Origin of the sequence: Streptomyces sp. NPDC005303, assembly GCF_040607335.1 — a bacterium.
In the GTDB taxonomy this organism is placed as follows: Bacteria; Actinomycetota; Actinomycetes; order Streptomycetales; family Streptomycetaceae; genus Streptomyces.
The window spans coordinates 116,629-130,425 of the sequence record NZ_JBEXGM010000014.1; the positions used below are offsets into that span (position 1 = coordinate 116,629).

Sequence of the window (13,797 nt, forward strand, 5' to 3'; positions counted from 1 at the left end):
CCCGCCCGCCGGGCCCAGGATCCGGCTGACCGGGCTCCCCCCTGGAGGGGAGCCGGGAGCCCGGTCGGTCTGCACAGCCACAACTGAACACCGACAACTGAACAGCAGCCTCGGCTGCACCCACTCGCACAGCCACAACTGAACAGCTCGCTACGGATGCGAAAGCACCACCAGGAACACCGTCCGCCCGCCCCCGCCAGAAGGGAGCGTCAGAACATGTCCGGGCACCAAGGTCGCCTGGACGTACGCAGCAGGGCGTCGGCCCCCCGGCCGGCGCCCGCTCGTTCTTCCCGCACCCGCCCCAGCGCCGCGAGCCGCACCGCGGACTCGTCCCCGAGCCACAGCGTCGCCAACTCGCGTACGTCCAGCGTGAGATCCGCGCTCCGGGTGGTCGCCGTACAGGAAGCTCCCTCGGGCGAGGCCTCCAGCCGGTACCGGCCGCCCGTCATCCCGGAGCCGTCCACGACCTCCAGCACCAGCGCCCCCTCCCCCTCGTACGTCCGCGCCTCCAGGGCCCGTACGACGTCCAGGATCCGCACCCACAGCCAGTCCGCATGCATGGTGATCCCGGCCGCCGGGGGGTTAGGCAGGAGGTGCGGGAGCAGGTCGTCGGGGGCCCGCCAGCCGCTCTTGACCCGCATGACCCAGTCGATCGAGCACAGGTAGTGCCACAGGGCGCGCTCGGCCGCCGGGGTCGAGGCGATCAGGCTCCGCACATTCGCCGTGTTCGACGGCTGCATGGTGTCGGCCCACTTGTCGTCGACGTCGTACGCCATCAGCCCCTCGACCGTGCCGTCCGCAGTCCGGTACACCGCGAAGAACGGCTCGGTCCACCCCGGCTCGGTGCGCACGGCGCCCGTGTTCAGCCGCCACCACCAGTCGTCCCGGCTGATCGCCCCGGGCGTGGCCCGGCGCATCCGGTCGTGCAGTTCGGGACCGAGCTTGCGTACCTCGTCGGGGTCCACCAGGTCGATACGGCCGCCGTCCAGATCCGGGCCGCGGGGGTCGAGGCCGGCGCGCGGCACATCGATCGTCCACTCGGTGCCCGAGGTGGCGGGGCCGAAGCCGTAACGGCCGTAGATCCGGTACTCGGCGGCGATCAGCGTGGCCAGGACGTCCCCGCGCTCCCTCGCGGCGGCGAGGTCCTCGCTCATCATGCGGGTCAGGAGACCGCGTCGGCGGTGGGTGGCGGTCACGGTGACGCCGGAGATCGCGTCGGCGGCCACGAGCCGGCCCCCGACCGCCGTCACCTCCTGATCGAACGAACGGAAGGTCGCCACACAACGGTCCCCGTCGAAGGCCCCGATGTACCGGCCGGGCTCGAACTGTCCCCTACGGGCCTCCAGTTCCGCCGCCGACACGACCGGCTCCCGCAGAAACCCGGCCCGCAGGGCACGCAGCCACTCCGGGTACTCGGCCTCGGCGATCGGACGGACGGCCAGGTCGGCTGGGGCGCTCATGTGGTCACGGTAGGCGGGCGGGGTGGGAGGTGTCGCGCCGTTTTCCGCACCCCGGACGGCCGCACGCTTGCTAGGTCAGCAGATCCTCCACCTGCGCCTCTCCCTCCCGGTACCGCCGGGCGATCTCCCCGCTGCACTCGTCCGCCGTCCGCTGCAGCCGCTGCCGTCGCCCCGACACCTGCTGCTCGTACCGCACGAGCCGGCCCATCGCGGTACTCAGTTCCAGGTCGGTCCGCGCGCAGAGGTCCGAGAGCTCGACCTCGGCGAGCATCTCGGCGGCCAGTAGCCGGTACTCCTCGCTGAGCGGGGTGCCCAGCCTGACATGGCGGGCCGAGGAGCGGTGCCGGGCCGGGGCGTCGGTGAGGATCTCCGGGAGCCGCTCGAACACCGAGGCCTCCGGGAGCCGGTCGGGCACCGAGCCCGTCGGGGACCGGCGGAGCAGCTCCGCGCGAAGGATGTCGATACGGCCCTGCAGCAGCCGCCGGACATAGCTGAGGTCGGCCTCGTCCCGCTGGGCGTCCCTGCGCAGGGTGCGCAGTTCGGGCAGGCTCAGCGTGGCGAGGTCCTGTTCGGGTGGGTCGGAGGGCAGCTGTGGGCTGTCCGTACGCTGCGCGGGCGGCCGGGGTGGTTCCGGCTCCGCCCTGTGGGCAACGCGGACGGGCCCGAAATGCTGCCCGGTACTCGGTGTGCTCATGCGCCTCTACCGTCCCCTCGACCGGCGTGTGGAAGCATCGTCCCACCCCAAGTGGCCGCTATGTGACCGAGTGCCCCCGAACGGCCCCGAACGGCCCCAGATGGGGGGTTAAGGATCAAATACAAACCCGAACACGGGCCCTTGCCGCGGGACCGGCATGATGGGGCGCATGCGTGCAGTGGTGCAGAGGGTGGACGGCGCGAGCGTCGTCGTCGACGGTGAGACGGTCGGGGAGATCAGCGGCGAGGGACTGTGCGTCCTCGTCGGGGTCACGCACGAGGACACCAAGGAGAAGGCGGCCCAACTCGCCCGCAAACTCTGGTCGGTGCGGATGCTGCACGACGAGAAGTCGTGCAGCGACATCGACGCCCCGCTGCTCGTGATCAGCCAGTTCACCCTGTACGGCGACGCCCGCAAGGGCCGCCGCCCCACCTGGAACGCGGCCGCCCCCGGCGACATCGCCGAGCCTCTCGTCGACGAGGTCGTCGCCCAGCTCCGCGCCCTGGGCGCGACGGTGGCCACCGGGCGCTTCGGCGCGCGGATGCGGGTGTCCCTGACGAACGACGGCCCGTTCACCGTCCTGCTGGAGATGTGAGCCTACGGCTCGACGACCGCCTCCTGGGCCGCCGCCGTGCTGTCGGCCAGCAGCCGGGCGTCCAGGGGGACGTTCCGCTTGACCAGGGCGAGCGCCACCGGGCCGAGCTCATGGTGGCGTACGGACGTGGTCACGAAACCGATCTTGCGGCCGTCGGGCCCCTCGTCCGCCAGCCGGATGTCGGTCCCGGCGGGCGGCAGGTGCACCTCGCTGCCGTCCAGGTGCAGGAAGACCAGGCGCCGCGGGGGCTTGCCGAGGTTCTGCACACGGGCGACGGTCTCCTGGCCGCGGTAGCAGCCCTTCTGGAGGTGTACCGCCGTGCCGATCCAGCCCAGCTCGTGCGGGATGGTGCGGTGGTCGGTCTCGAAGCCGAGGCGGGGGCGGTGCTGCTCGACCCGCAGCGCCTCGTAGGCCAGCAGACCCGCCGCGGGACCGGCCTTCTCGGCGTACGACTCCAGATCCGCACGCGGCAGGAACAGATCGCGGCCGTACGGCGTCTCGCGTACGACCACCCCCTGCGGCACCTCGGCGATGGAACCGGCGGGAAGGAAGACGACCGCGAACTCGTCGGTGCGGTCGGCGACTTCGACCCGGTAGAAGAACTTCATCGACTCCAGGTAGGCGATCAGCGCGTCCTGGGTGCCGGGTTCGACGTGTGCCCACACGGTCGTGCCGTCGTCGACGAGATACAGCGCGTGCTCGATGTGGCCGTGCGCGGAGAGGATCAGCGCCTCGGTGGCCTGGCCCGTGGGGAGGTCGCTGACGTGCTGGGTGAGCAGCAGGTGCAGCCAGCTGAGGCGGTCCTCGCCGGTGACGGACACGACCCCGCGGTGCGAGAGGTCGACGAATCCGGTGCCTTCGGCGAGGGCGCGCTGCTCACGGAACAGGTCGCCGTAGTGCGCGGCGACGCCTTCGTCCACACCTTCGGCGGGGACGGCTCCGGGCAGGGACAGCAGAGGGCTCTTCATATGACTAAGCCTACGACTCGGTAGTTGAAGCCTTGAGAGAGCAGTCCTTGCAACGGCCGAAGATCGCGAAGTGCTTCATGTCGGTCTCGAAGCCGAACTCCTGCCGGAGCTTCGCGGTGAAGTCGGCGGCCACCTTGATGTCCGCCTCGATGACGTTCTGGCAGTCGCGGCAGACCAGGTGGATGTGGTGGTGGCGATCGGCGAGGTGGTACGTCGGCGCCCCGTGCCCCAGGTGGGCGTGGCTGACCAGACCGAGCTCCTCCAGGAGCTCCAGGGTCCGGTAGACCGTGGAAATGTTGACCCCCGACGCCGTTTTCTTCACTTCCGTGAGGATGTCGTCGGGGGTCGCGTGTTCCAGGGTGTCCACAGCTTCGAGGACAAGCTGGCGCTGCGGCGTCAGCCGGTAGCCGCGCTGCCTGAGGTCGCTCTTCCAGTCGGTGCTCACCACATGGCCAAGTCTAGGGCGCCGTCACCGACCGCCGTCATGTTCGAGGGCCAGAGCGCCCGTCATGAGCAGATCGGCGAGAGCACTGCGGTACTCACTCGTCGCCTGGGCGATCTCGGTGTGTACGCGGATTTTCTCGTCCAGAGCGGCCAGGGTCTCGCCGATGGCCTGTCTTTCGCCGGGAGGGGGGACGAACACCGGCAGTTCGCCCAACTCGCGGATGCTCAGTGAGGGGATCACGGCGCTGGCCGACCGCTTACGCATCCAGTTCTGCGCGAAACCGGCACTCAGATAGCCGACGAGATAGGCGGCCAGATCACGGTCCGGGCCGTCGAGCCGGAGCCTGAAGAGGTTCGCGTGATAAAGCCAGCCGTCGTGCTCCCCGGTGACCAGGGCGCACCGCCCGACCGTGCCGGTCCGGATGACGAGTACGTCTCCCTCAGCGAGAAGGTACTTCTGCAGCGTGTGTGCCTTCTTCGGGACGACACCGACGCTTTCGACGGGCGTGATCCGTTGGTGGACGACGTCCCTCGGCAGCACGAGCGGAACACCTGCCGCCGCGTCGGTGCGCTCCTCGCCCTTGACCGCCGGGCCCACCTGAAGGGAGCACAGTTCCCTCAGCGTGCACTGCTGCCAGCCCGCGGGCAGGGGCTTCGGGCTGTCGCTCGCGACCGTCACAGGCCGTACCTCCTCAGACTTCTCTCCGCCCGGCCGTCGGCGGCGCGCGCCTCTTCCTGCAGTTCCCTCAGCCGCGCGGACAGCTTCGCCAGCAGATCCCGTGCGATGTCCGGAGCATCGAGGGCACCCGGCGCGGGAAGGTCGTCCCGTACGTACAGTGTGGGTTCCAGCCGGTGGTCACGGACCGCGATCTCCGCGGCGGCCACCACCCGAGTGAGGCCCGGCCCGTCCGCGTACCCCGTGCCGTGCTTCTCGGCCGCGCGCCAGGAGGCGTACGCACCGACGAGGCCGTCGATCTCCTCGTCCGACAGCACCCGACGCGTCCTGGTGGCCATGCTTCCGAGGTTCGTCCCGTCCACGAAGAGCACTTCGCCCGGGCCTTCGCGAGGGGGGCGCAGGAACCAGATGTGCGTCTGGATCGTGGTCAGCTCGAAGAGTTGCGCCGGCAACGCCATCACGCACTCGACGACACCGGCCTCGATCAGATCGGCCCTGAGCTTTTGCTCCGCGCCGCCCCGGGAGCCGGCCCCCGAGGGCATCAGGACCGCGGCCCGGCCGTCGGGAGCGAGGCGGGAGACGACGTACTGGAGCCAGTCGAACTCCAAGGAACGGGAAGTGCCGTACCGCCAGTACACCGGAGGGGCGTCCCGCCAGGCGCCCCCGCTCCCGAAGGGGGGATTGGTGATCACCACGTCGCACGCCCCTGGCAGATCACCCTGGTCGCCGTACTGTGCAGGGGACAGGCGGCCCAGCAGGAAGCTGGGCCGTTTCGCGCCGTGCAGCTCGGTGTTCATCCGGGCGAGGCCCAGGAAGTCCTCCCGCGGCGAGCGGCCGCTGACCGAGGGCGGCGGCTCGCCGTGGTGCGCGCCGACGGCGTCCAGGTAGGCGGAGAGCAGTTCCCCGGTACGGCAGAAAGGGTCGTGCAGCCGCTTCGCGAGGCCTTGAGCCGCCAGCGCCCGCCCCATGACACGGCTCACCGACCTCGGTGTGAAGAACTCCTCGGAGCCGCGGCCATCGACAGCGCAGAAGAGTTCGAGCAAGCGGTCGAAAGTGGCGCGGCTCTCGTCAGGGGACGCCGGCGGGTTGTTGTCGAGGAACCGGATGACGTCGGACAGGGGCTGTTCTCCGTGCTCGGGCACGCCCAGTTCCCGCAGAGCGATCCGCGGATCCTCGACATAGCGGGACCACCGCTCGTCCTGGCAACTCTGGACATGGACCAGCTCCAGCAACAGACGCAGGTAGTCGGACATCCGCAGCTGACCACGCACCCGCTCGGCGTCCCGCCACGCCAGCCGCTCGACGGCCGCGCGGAGCCTTCCCGCCGGTGCTCCACCCAGGCCGGCGCGGAAGCGATCACCGTACGTCGTCCCCGCAGGCTCTCCCGGCTGGAGCGCGTTGGACGGGATCGTGCGGCCGGAAAGCCAGTCCAGGATCTGGGCGGCGCGGAACACCTCAGGCTCCCCGCTCCCCGCGGGCGGCACTACAGGAACGGGGAAGTCCGGGTGCCGCCGCTCCCAGTTGGTGACGGCGGGTCGCCGCACTCCGGCCAGGCGGGCGATGTCGGAGCGCGAGACCAGCACATCCCCGATGTCACTCAAGAGGATCCTCCTTGCCGTCGAGAACGGACCGGATCCGGTCCATCGCCCGCACCTCCTTGGCCAGGTCGGGGCTCAGGGCCTCCAGTACCCGGTAGATCCTGGCATGGTGGGCGTCAAGATCCTCCCCGTGGACGGGCTCATAGTGCATGACGCGATTGCGCAGTCGGACGAGAGCGCGCAGGTCGCCGTGGAGGGCGTCGCGGCGTCCCCGGTAGTACGGGAAGGCCCTGTGCAGGGTGGGCACCCAGAACAGCCGGTCGTAGCGGGACACCAGCAGGGTCTCCCAGAAGCCGAAGGTGAGCTCGGTGACGACGTCGTCGACGGTGACCGGCCGCTTCCGGCGCCGCTGTTCCCGCGCCCGCCGAGCCTCGTTCCGCCCGCACTTCGCACGCGCGCGCTCGACGAGGTCCTTCCCTGCCGGGTCGAGCGGCGCCACGGTCCACCAGTCCCGTCTGCCGTACTGGTCGACCAGACTGCCGTGCAGGGCGTTGCGCACGGCCAGTTCGACATACTGCAGCGGGGTGTACAGGGCGCTCGACACCTCCGTGTTCCACTGGTACAGCCGCATCGCTGCTCCGGCGTCCCCACCCGCCGCACGCAGATAGGGCTTCATGCGCGGCTCGGAGACGAACCGCTCGACCCACTCGGGCATCCTGTCGACCACTGTTCCCCCTCCTTCCGGGCATACGGATGCCCGGGACGATGACTCCTCACGGAAAATGACGTGCTGTGCTAACGTGGACGGCGAACGTTCTGGGATCGCCTCTGCTTGCATGCCACTCAGGACATGGCTTATCGGGACCCCGGCCGCAGCGTCATTGCGGCCGGGGTCCCGTGCGTTGCGTCAACGGTAGCCTGCAGGAGCCCCCCTCCGCAAGCGCATTGCCGTGCAATTGAATCTGTTAACCCCTACGAGGGAACGAAACAGGGCCCTGCAGAAGCCCGCAAGGCCCTGTGCGCCACGTGAACGGCTACTTGAAGAAGGCGATCCCGTCGTCCGGCATGTCGTCGGGCAGGGCCTTGGCCCAGCGCTCGACCTCCTCCGGGGTGACGACCTTCTTCAGGTGGGCCGACATGTAGGGGCGCAGCTCGACCTCGGGGGTCTGCTTCTCGCCGACCCACATGAGGTCGCTCTTCACGTAGCCGTACAGGCGCTTTCCACCGCTGTACGGCCCCGAGGCGGCCGTACGCGCGACGGCGTCGGTCACCAGGTCGATCTGCGGCTTCTGGTCGGCCATCTCGCCGTACCAGATCTCGACGACACCGTCGTCGCGGACCATCGTCACCTCGACCTTGCGGTCGGCGTCGATGCGCCAGAAGCCGTGCTCCGACTCCAGCGGGCGGACCTTGTTGCCGTCGTTGTCCAGCACCCAGGTGTGGGACGCGTACTCCAGGAAGTCCCGGCCGTCATGGCCGAAGGTCACCTCCTGGCCGAAGTTGCACTTCTCCGAGCCCGGGAAGTCGTGCACGCCCGCGCCCGCCCAGTTGCCGAGCAGGAAGGCGAGCGGAACAAGGTTCTTGTGGAGGTCGGACGGGATCTCGATCATGAGTGGCGGTTCCTAGACGGGGGTCAGCGCTGGCCCTGGTACAGCTTCTTCACGGTCAGTCCGGCGAAGGCGAGAACGCCGACGCAGACCAGGACCAGCAGGGCTTCGAAGAAGATCTCCACGGGGTGCTCCTCGGATGAGCGGAGTGCGGTGCATGTACACGGGCCGGGCCCCAGCTTACGCGGCCGGGGCCCGGGGGGCCGTGCGGGCCTCCTCACGCCAGCAGTTGGCTCTGCAGGGTCACCGTCTGCTGGAAGGGGACGGGGTTCACGGTGCCCTTGCGGTCCTGGATCACCAGGGCGAGGACGTCGCCGGCGCTCAGGTAGGCGTGGCGGGTCTGATCCTTGCCGTACGGCTTGCTCTCGACGTACGCGACGCGTGAGACGTTCGTGACCAGGGAGGCGTCGGGGAAGTCCTCGTCGGCCACCGATTCGACGGCGCCGCGCAGCGGGTGGCCGGGACCGTCGTACGGGGCGAGCTCGCGGGTCAGCTCGTCGAGCACGGCGGCGGAGTCGAACTGGAGCAGGTAGACCGCGGTGCGGGTGCCGTCGGGCGTGCTCCAGCCGCGGGCCGCGATGTGGCGGAGGCCGTAGTCGGTGAGCTTCTGGGCGAGTTCGTCGCGGTCCTCCTTCTCCGCGTACCGGGAGAGGAAGTCCTTCGTCGGCAGCCAGCCGTCCGTGCCGGCCAGCTCCTTGTCGACACTCGCGCCGTGCGGCGCGGGCAGCACGAGCCGCCGTAGGTCGGCGTAGTGGGAACCGGTCTTGTTCGTGTCCGCGAAGGGGCCGGGGCTGCCGGAGGGCAGCGGGGGTTTCGTGAGTGTGGGGTAGTCCCAGCGGCCGTCCGATTGCGTGGCCAGGCCGGGGACGTCGGTGCGCTCCAGGCCGGCGACGGCGTAGGCGGTCCCGGTGGCGAAGGCCGCGAAGGTGAGCAGGGCGGTGGTCCAGCGGAGGGCGGCGCGCAGGGCTCGGCGGGGCTTGCGGGCCGGTCCCGGGTGCTCGCCGTCGGCGGGTGCGGGCTCCGTGGGCCGGGCGGACTCAGCGGCCTCGGTCTGCTCGGTCATACCGCCTCCCCCGGTTCCGCGATGCGGTCGAGCTGCTCGCGCAGCAGCATGGCGACGCCCTTCTGTTCCATCGGCTTCGGACCGTTCGCGGTGAGGCTGACCAGGACGTTGCCCTGATGGGCGAAGCAGACCATCGAGTCGAGCTTCTCGTCCTTGTCCTCAGGGGCCAGGAAGCAACGGGCGTCCTTGTGTCCCTTGATGGCAGGCCCCTTGCGCAGGATGGCGCCCAGCACGTCGACGAGCTCCTCCTGGTAGCCGGAGAGCTCGCGCACGGCCGACGAGTTCGCCAGCTCGGACAGCTCGATGGTCACCGCGGAGGCATGCTCCGCGTAGAAGGAACTGAGGTAGCTGCGCATCGCGATCCCCTGGAGGCGCTGCTTGTCGATCTGCTTCTCCAACGCCTTGCGCTGGGTGCGCGGCAGCCCGCTCAGCGACTCCTTGCGCAGGGCGGTCGCACGGGCCCCGCTCAGCTGGGCGTCGTAGCCGTACTCCCCGATGTCGGGTCCTCGACTCCAGCTGTCGGTGCCGTACGGCACGAGCATCCCGGCGAGCCCCTTCGCCGAGGCGGGCTTCGCCGTCTCGGGCGTGGCTTTGGGGAACTCCCACAGCGGCGCTCCCGCGTCACGATCGGCGCCGTCGACGGTGGCCACGGTGTATCCGACCCCGCCGATGACGCCGACGGCCAGCACGAGCGACCCCAGGAGAGCGGCGACACGACGACGCCGGGCGGAGGCGCGGGCGGGCCCGAGGGACGCGATGGACTCGGCCGGATCGACGGGCACGGCTGTCCCGGTGGCCTCCGTCGGCGTGACGGGGGCCAGGGGTTCGGTCGGCTCGGTGGGAGTCTCGGCCGCCGTGACAGGACCGGGCTCGGGCGCCTTCGTCGGCGCGTCGGTGTGCTCCGCCGCGAGGTCCGGCTTCGTCAGGTCGGCCGGCACCGGCTGGTTCTCGTTCTCACTCACAGCCGCTCCATCTGACGCTCGGCGAGGTCCATGATCGTCTTCTTGGTGAGCGGCTCGGTGTCGAAGACCCGGATCTCCATGACCACGTCACCTCGCCAGGCGTAGGCCTCCGCCCCGTAGGCCGCCAGGTACCCGGGCTCGGTGTCGGGCTTGTCGTGCACGTACGCCTTGCCCTCCCCGGTGCCGGGTATGGCCCAGCTACGGATCGAGCCCTCCTTCTCCGCCCAGTACTGGTCGTCGGACGCCTCGTCCCCGGCCACGAGGGACTCCTCCTGCCGGTACTGGACCAGGCGGACCGTCACCCGCCTGTCACCGCTCTCCCAGCCCGTGACGGCCGCACGGCGGAAGGTGTCACCCAGCTGGTATCTGAACGCCTCGGCGGGATCGTCGTAGATCTCGGCGTACGCGGCCAGGTCAAGCCAGCCGTCGTCGTCGCCCAGCCAAGCGGCGTCCTTGGCATCACTCGGCTTCTTCAGCAGCAGTTTCCGCAGGTCGCCGTCGGTCTTCACCCGGCGGTCCCGGGCGGCGGACAGCGGCTCGGGCGCGGGGCCCTTGGCCTGGGCGAGCGTCGGCTGGGAGAGCGAGGGCAGCTTGGTCGGCTCGCGGTCGGCCTGGATCAGATATCCGGTACAGCTCCCGGCGACGACACCGAGTACGGCCGCGGCGGCGATCAAGAGAGTCGTACGACCCCGGCGACGCCCACCGGTTCTCTCTTCGGATACCTCGGGTACTTCCAACGCGTCCCCCACAAGACGAGAAGCGCGCATTCCGTATGCGCGCTCACAGGAGACCGCTGGTCAACCTCCGGAGTTGTACTGAAGGTTGATTACGATCCGGGCACATCCGCAACGAAGACGCTGCCCTTGCGCCACGTCACACCGCCATGCGGCGACCCGTCCGCAGTGGCCGGGAGTGGCAGGCCGATCCGGCGGCGCTACGGCCGGCCACCGACCAGGAGCGGCTGATGTGCCGGGTCCGCGCGGCGAACGACCGTGCGCGGGCCGGTCGCTCGGTGTGCCCGGCGACCGACCGCCCGTTCCTGGTGGCCCGTCTGCGGTGCGGGCACGAGCGGGAGGAGGACCTCGCAGGAACCTGCCGCCGCCCTACGATCCGTATCCGCTTTCGAGCGAGGCCCCTGAGCGGGCGGCGCCGCCCGAGTCGGCCACCCGCCCCCGCGGCGTCGGCGCCGACATGCTCACCGCGCTCAGCATCGCGGGGCTGGTGGCGATGATCATCGCGGCGGCCTGACCGCCGTACGCACTACGCTGCCCGCATGGCGAAGAAGCTCGTGATCAAGGTGACCGCCGGAGCCGACGCCCCCGAGCGCTGTTCGCAGGCGTTCACCGTCGCGGCGGTGGCCGTGGCCAGTGGGGTGGACGTCTCGCTGTGGCTGACCGGGGAGTCGGCGTGGTTCGCGCTGCCGGGGCGGGCCGCGGAGTTCGAGCTGCCGCACGCGGCCCCGCTGCCGGACCTGCTCGAGTCGCTCCTCGCGGGCGGCCGGGTCACGCTGTGCACCCAGTGCGCGGCCCGCCGGGAGATCACGGAGAAGGACGTCATCGAGGGCGTACGGATCGCGGGGGCGCAGGTGTTCGTGCAGGAGGCGCTGGGAGACGAGACGCAGGCCCTCGTCTACTGAGCCGACACCGGTACTGAGCCGCGGCGGGCGGCCCTGTGGACTGTCACAGCTGATCGACAATCCGGCGGTCGCCTCACCCGGCACGATTAGTCTCACGCTCGACGGCCACCCGTCCGTCGACAACACCGCCGCTCTGGGGGAATCCACCGCATGCGCGCCCTGCGAATACTTCTGATCATCGCCGTGATTCTGGGCGGGCTGTTCGTCGCCGCCGACCGTCTGGCGGTCCACTTCGCGGAGGGCGAGGTCGCGGACCGGCTGAAGACGCAGGAGGGGCTGACCACGACGCCGAGCGTGGACATCAAGGGGTTCCCGTTCCTGACCCAGGTGGCCGGCGGTGAGCTCGACGACGTCGAGGTCGGGATGAAGGACTACGACGCGGACACCGGCACCAGCGGGGGCACGATCCGCATCGACGACCTGAGCGCCGCCATGAAGGGTGTCGCGTTCTCCGGCGACTACAGCTCCGCCACCGCGTCCACCGCCGCCGGCACCGCGACCATCGCCTACGACCAGCTGCTGAAGGCGGCCGGGTCGGAGGAGGCCCAGCTCCCGCTGGGCGTCACCGCCAAGGTCGTCGGCCTCTCCGACGGCGGGAACGGCAAGATCAAGGTCGACATCAAGGTGAGCGCCCTGGAGAAGCCCGTCTCCGTGCTCAGCACCGTCTCGGTCGTCGACGGCGACACCGTGCGGGTGCACGCCGACTCGATCCCCAGCTTCGGCAACATCACCCTCGCCGACTCCGACGTCCGTTCGATCGCCGACTTCGACCAGAAGATCGAGGGCCTGCCGGGCGGTATCAAGCTCGACAGGGTCGAAGCGGGTGCGAACGGTGTGGAGATCGCGGTGAAGGGTTCGGACGTCAAGCTCGCCGGGTAGGACGAGCCGGGCGGGACGAACGACACGCCGGACGCGTGCGTCCGACAGGCGAGACGGTGACGTCCGTACCGTAGATGTGATGACGGCCGCAGCCGCCCGGGACCCGTGGGAGCACGGCCCGGGCGGCTTTCTTGTCTCACATCCCGGACGATCGCATCTCAACATGCGACACACCGGTGACATGCCGGTATGTCCGTCCCTACGATCGACACCATGAAGCGACAGGCGGATCTCACGAAGCGGCGGGCAGTAGACCTGTGCCGCGTCGCCGCCATGCTCTGTCGCCCCTTCTGAGCGGACGGCACCGGCCTCCGCATCCCCCGCCCTGGCGTCCCAGGGCATCCGTGCGCCCCGCGCACCCTTCCGCACGCCCCGCCGCAACTGCCCCGGAGGAGAAAGAGCATGAGCCGCAGCGACGTCCTGGTCGACGCCGACTGGGTCGAGGCCAACCTCGACGACCCGAACATCGCGATCGTGGAGGTGGACGAGGACACGTCCGCCTACGAGAAGAACCACATCCGCAACGCGATCCGCATCGACTGGACCAAGGACCTGCAGGACCCGGTCCGCCGCGACTTCGTCGACCAGGAGGGCTTCGAGAAGCTCCTGTCGGCCAAGGGCATCGCCAACGACACCCTGGTGATCCTCTACGGCGGCAACAACAACTGGTTCGCCTCCTACGCCTACTGGTACTTCAAGCTGTACGGCCACGAGAACGTCAAGCTTCTCGACGGCGGCCGCAAGAAGTGGGAGCTGGACGCCCGCGAGCTGGTCGAGGAGGTGCCCGAGCGCCCGACGACCGACTACAAGGCGAAGGCCCAGAACACCGCGATCCGCGCCTTCCGCGACGACGTGGTGGCGGCCATCGGTTCGCAGAACCTGGTCGACGTGCGCTCCCCCGACGAGTTCTCCGGGAAGCTCCTGGCCCCGGCCCACCTGCCGCAGGAGCAGTCGCAGCGTCCGGGCCACGTCCCGTCCGCGCGCAACATCCCGTGGTCGAAGAACGCCAACGACGACGGCACCTTCAAGTCGGACGAGGAGCTCAAGGAGCTCTACGCCGAGGAGCAGGTCGACCTCGCCAAGGACACCATCGCGTACTGCCGTATCGGTGAGCGCTCGGCCCTGACCTGGTTCGTGCTGCACGAGCTGCTCGGTGTCGAGAACGTCAAGAATTACGACGGCTCCTGGACCGAGTACGGCTCCCTGGTCGGCGTTCCGATCGAGCTCGGCGCCAACAAGTAAGACACCCCGTTCGACCCGACCGGCCTTCCTTCC

Annotated in this window: 17 protein-coding genes; 6 read left to right on the forward strand and 11 right to left on the reverse strand. The window is 69.9% G+C overall.

The window, feature by feature from the left end; all coding sequences use genetic code 11:
* Positions 1 to 209: 209 nt before the first annotated feature.
* On the reverse strand, positions 210 to 1,460 hold the full coding sequence (locus tag ABZT93_RS21250; RefSeq protein ID WP_356106517.1) for a GNAT family N-acetyltransferase: 1,251 nt from the start codon (positions 1,458 to 1,460) through the stop codon (positions 210 to 212).
* Between the two features lie 70 nt (positions 1,461 to 1,530).
* Positions 1,531 to 2,154 (reverse strand): aerial mycelium formation protein, encoded by a 624-nt coding sequence (locus ABZT93_RS21255; protein ID WP_356106518.1) that lies wholly within the window; start codon positions 2,152 to 2,154, stop codon positions 1,531 to 1,533.
* Between the two features lie 169 nt (positions 2,155 to 2,323).
* Here ABZT93_RS21255 and dtd point away from each other — a divergent pair, with 169 nt between their 5' ends.
* The gene (dtd, locus tag ABZT93_RS21260; protein WP_069765012.1) at positions 2,324 to 2,749 is read left to right on the forward strand and encodes a D-aminoacyl-tRNA deacylase; all 426 of its coding nucleotides are present in this window, start codon (positions 2,324 to 2,326) and stop codon (positions 2,747 to 2,749) included.
* Between the two features lie 2 nt (positions 2,750 to 2,751).
* Here dtd and ABZT93_RS21265 read toward each other — a convergent pair whose 3' ends face one another.
* The 9 genes from ABZT93_RS21265 to ABZT93_RS21305 all read right to left on the reverse strand — a co-directional run bounded on the left by ABZT93_RS21265 (position 2,752) and on the right by ABZT93_RS21305 (position 10,681).
* Positions 2,752 to 3,717, reverse strand: a complete 966-nt coding sequence (locus ABZT93_RS21265) for a folate-binding protein (protein ID WP_356106520.1) — start codon at positions 3,715 to 3,717, stop codon at positions 2,752 to 2,754.
* 10 nt (positions 3,718 to 3,727) lie between these two features.
* Positions 3,728 to 4,165, reverse strand: coding sequence for a transcriptional repressor (locus tag ABZT93_RS21270; RefSeq protein ID WP_057608747.1), 438 nt, complete (start codon positions 4,163 to 4,165; stop codon positions 3,728 to 3,730).
* 21 nt (positions 4,166 to 4,186) lie between these two features.
* Complete coding sequence (locus tag ABZT93_RS21275) at positions 4,187 to 4,840, reverse strand: restriction endonuclease subunit S (protein WP_356106522.1); 654 nt, start codon at positions 4,838 to 4,840, stop codon at positions 4,187 to 4,189.
* Positions 4,837 to 6,438: an N-6 DNA methylase gene (locus ABZT93_RS21280; RefSeq protein WP_356106524.1), complete on the reverse strand. Its 1,602-nt coding sequence runs from the start codon at positions 6,436 to 6,438 to the stop codon at positions 4,837 to 4,839. The genes ABZT93_RS21275 and ABZT93_RS21280 overlap by 4 nt, the downstream gene beginning before the upstream one ends.
* Positions 6,431 to 7,102: a hypothetical protein gene (locus ABZT93_RS21285; protein ID WP_356106526.1), complete on the reverse strand. Its 672-nt coding sequence runs from the start codon at positions 7,100 to 7,102 to the stop codon at positions 6,431 to 6,433. Before ABZT93_RS21285 ends, ABZT93_RS21280 begins: the two co-directional genes overlap by 8 nt.
* Positions 7,103 to 7,409: 307 nt before the next feature.
* On the reverse strand, positions 7,410 to 7,985 hold the full coding sequence (locus ABZT93_RS21290; RefSeq protein WP_356106528.1) for an FABP family protein: 576 nt from the start codon (positions 7,983 to 7,985) through the stop codon (positions 7,410 to 7,412).
* A gap of 214 nt (positions 7,986 to 8,199) precedes the next feature.
* A complete protein-coding gene (locus ABZT93_RS21295; RefSeq protein WP_356106530.1) occupies positions 8,200 to 9,045 on the reverse strand; it encodes a hypothetical protein in 846 nt (281 codons plus the stop codon).
* Positions 9,042 to 10,007 carry a hypothetical protein gene (locus ABZT93_RS21300; RefSeq protein WP_356106531.1) on the reverse strand — a complete coding sequence of 322 codons (966 nt, stop codon included), beginning with the start codon at positions 10,005 to 10,007 and terminating at the stop codon, positions 9,042 to 9,044. Before ABZT93_RS21300 ends, ABZT93_RS21295 begins: the two co-directional genes overlap by 4 nt.
* The gene (locus ABZT93_RS21305; RefSeq protein ID WP_356106533.1) at positions 10,004 to 10,681 is read right to left on the reverse strand and encodes a hypothetical protein; all 678 of its coding nucleotides are present in this window, start codon (positions 10,679 to 10,681) and stop codon (positions 10,004 to 10,006) included. The genes ABZT93_RS21300 and ABZT93_RS21305 overlap by 4 nt, the downstream gene beginning before the upstream one ends.
* A gap of 382 nt (positions 10,682 to 11,063) precedes the next feature.
* On the opposite strand from ABZT93_RS21305, the gene ABZT93_RS21310 reads away from it, so the two are divergent.
* From ABZT93_RS21310 to ABZT93_RS21330, 5 genes are all read left to right on the forward strand, one after another.
* Positions 11,064 to 11,255, forward strand: a complete 192-nt coding sequence (locus ABZT93_RS21310; RefSeq protein ID WP_356106535.1) for a hypothetical protein — start codon at positions 11,064 to 11,066, stop codon at positions 11,253 to 11,255.
* A 25-nt stretch (positions 11,256 to 11,280) separates the two neighbouring features.
* The gene (locus ABZT93_RS21315; RefSeq protein WP_356106536.1) at positions 11,281 to 11,643 is read left to right on the forward strand and encodes a DsrE family protein; all 363 of its coding nucleotides are present in this window, start codon (positions 11,281 to 11,283) and stop codon (positions 11,641 to 11,643) included.
* 150 nt (positions 11,644 to 11,793) lie between these two features.
* Complete coding sequence (locus tag ABZT93_RS21320; protein WP_356106537.1) at positions 11,794 to 12,522, forward strand: DUF2993 domain-containing protein; 729 nt, start codon at positions 11,794 to 11,796, stop codon at positions 12,520 to 12,522.
* 213 nt (positions 12,523 to 12,735) lie between these two features.
* On the forward strand, positions 12,736 to 12,816 hold the full coding sequence (locus tag ABZT93_RS21325) for an Ms5788A family Cys-rich leader peptide (RefSeq protein WP_350751515.1): 81 nt from the start codon (positions 12,736 to 12,738) through the stop codon (positions 12,814 to 12,816).
* 108 nt (positions 12,817 to 12,924) lie between these two features.
* Positions 12,925 to 13,764, forward strand: a complete 840-nt coding sequence (locus ABZT93_RS21330) for a sulfurtransferase (protein WP_037710971.1) — start codon at positions 12,925 to 12,927, stop codon at positions 13,762 to 13,764.
* Positions 13,765 to 13,797 lie beyond the last annotated feature (33 nt).

Coding starts and splice junctions, on each gene's coding strand:
- ABZT93_RS21295 (WP_356106530.1), bottom strand. CDS start 9,045: ATGACCGAGCAGACCGAGGCCGCTGAGTCCGCCCGGCCCACGGAGCCC.
- ABZT93_RS21265 (WP_356106520.1), bottom strand. CDS start 3,717: ATGAAGAGCCCTCTGCTGTCCCTGCCCGGAGCCGTCCCCGCCGAAGGT.
- ABZT93_RS21330 (WP_037710971.1), top strand. CDS start 12,925: ATGAGCCGCAGCGACGTCCTGGTCGACGCCGACTGGGTCGAGGCCAAC.
- ABZT93_RS21325 (WP_350751515.1), top strand. CDS start 12,736: ATGAAGCGACAGGCGGATCTCACGAAGCGGCGGGCAGTAGACCTGTGC.
- ABZT93_RS21255 (WP_356106518.1), bottom strand. CDS start 2,154: ATGAGCACACCGAGTACCGGGCAGCATTTCGGGCCCGTCCGCGTTGCC.
- dtd (WP_069765012.1), top strand. CDS start 2,324: ATGCGTGCAGTGGTGCAGAGGGTGGACGGCGCGAGCGTCGTCGTCGAC.
- ABZT93_RS21250 (WP_356106517.1), bottom strand. CDS start 1,460: ATGAGCGCCCCAGCCGACCTGGCCGTCCGTCCGATCGCCGAGGCCGAG.
- ABZT93_RS21315 (WP_356106536.1), top strand. CDS start 11,281: ATGGCGAAGAAGCTCGTGATCAAGGTGACCGCCGGAGCCGACGCCCCC.
- ABZT93_RS21320 (WP_356106537.1), top strand. CDS start 11,794: ATGCGCGCCCTGCGAATACTTCTGATCATCGCCGTGATTCTGGGCGGG.
- ABZT93_RS21290 (WP_356106528.1), bottom strand. CDS start 7,985: ATGATCGAGATCCCGTCCGACCTCCACAAGAACCTTGTTCCGCTCGCC.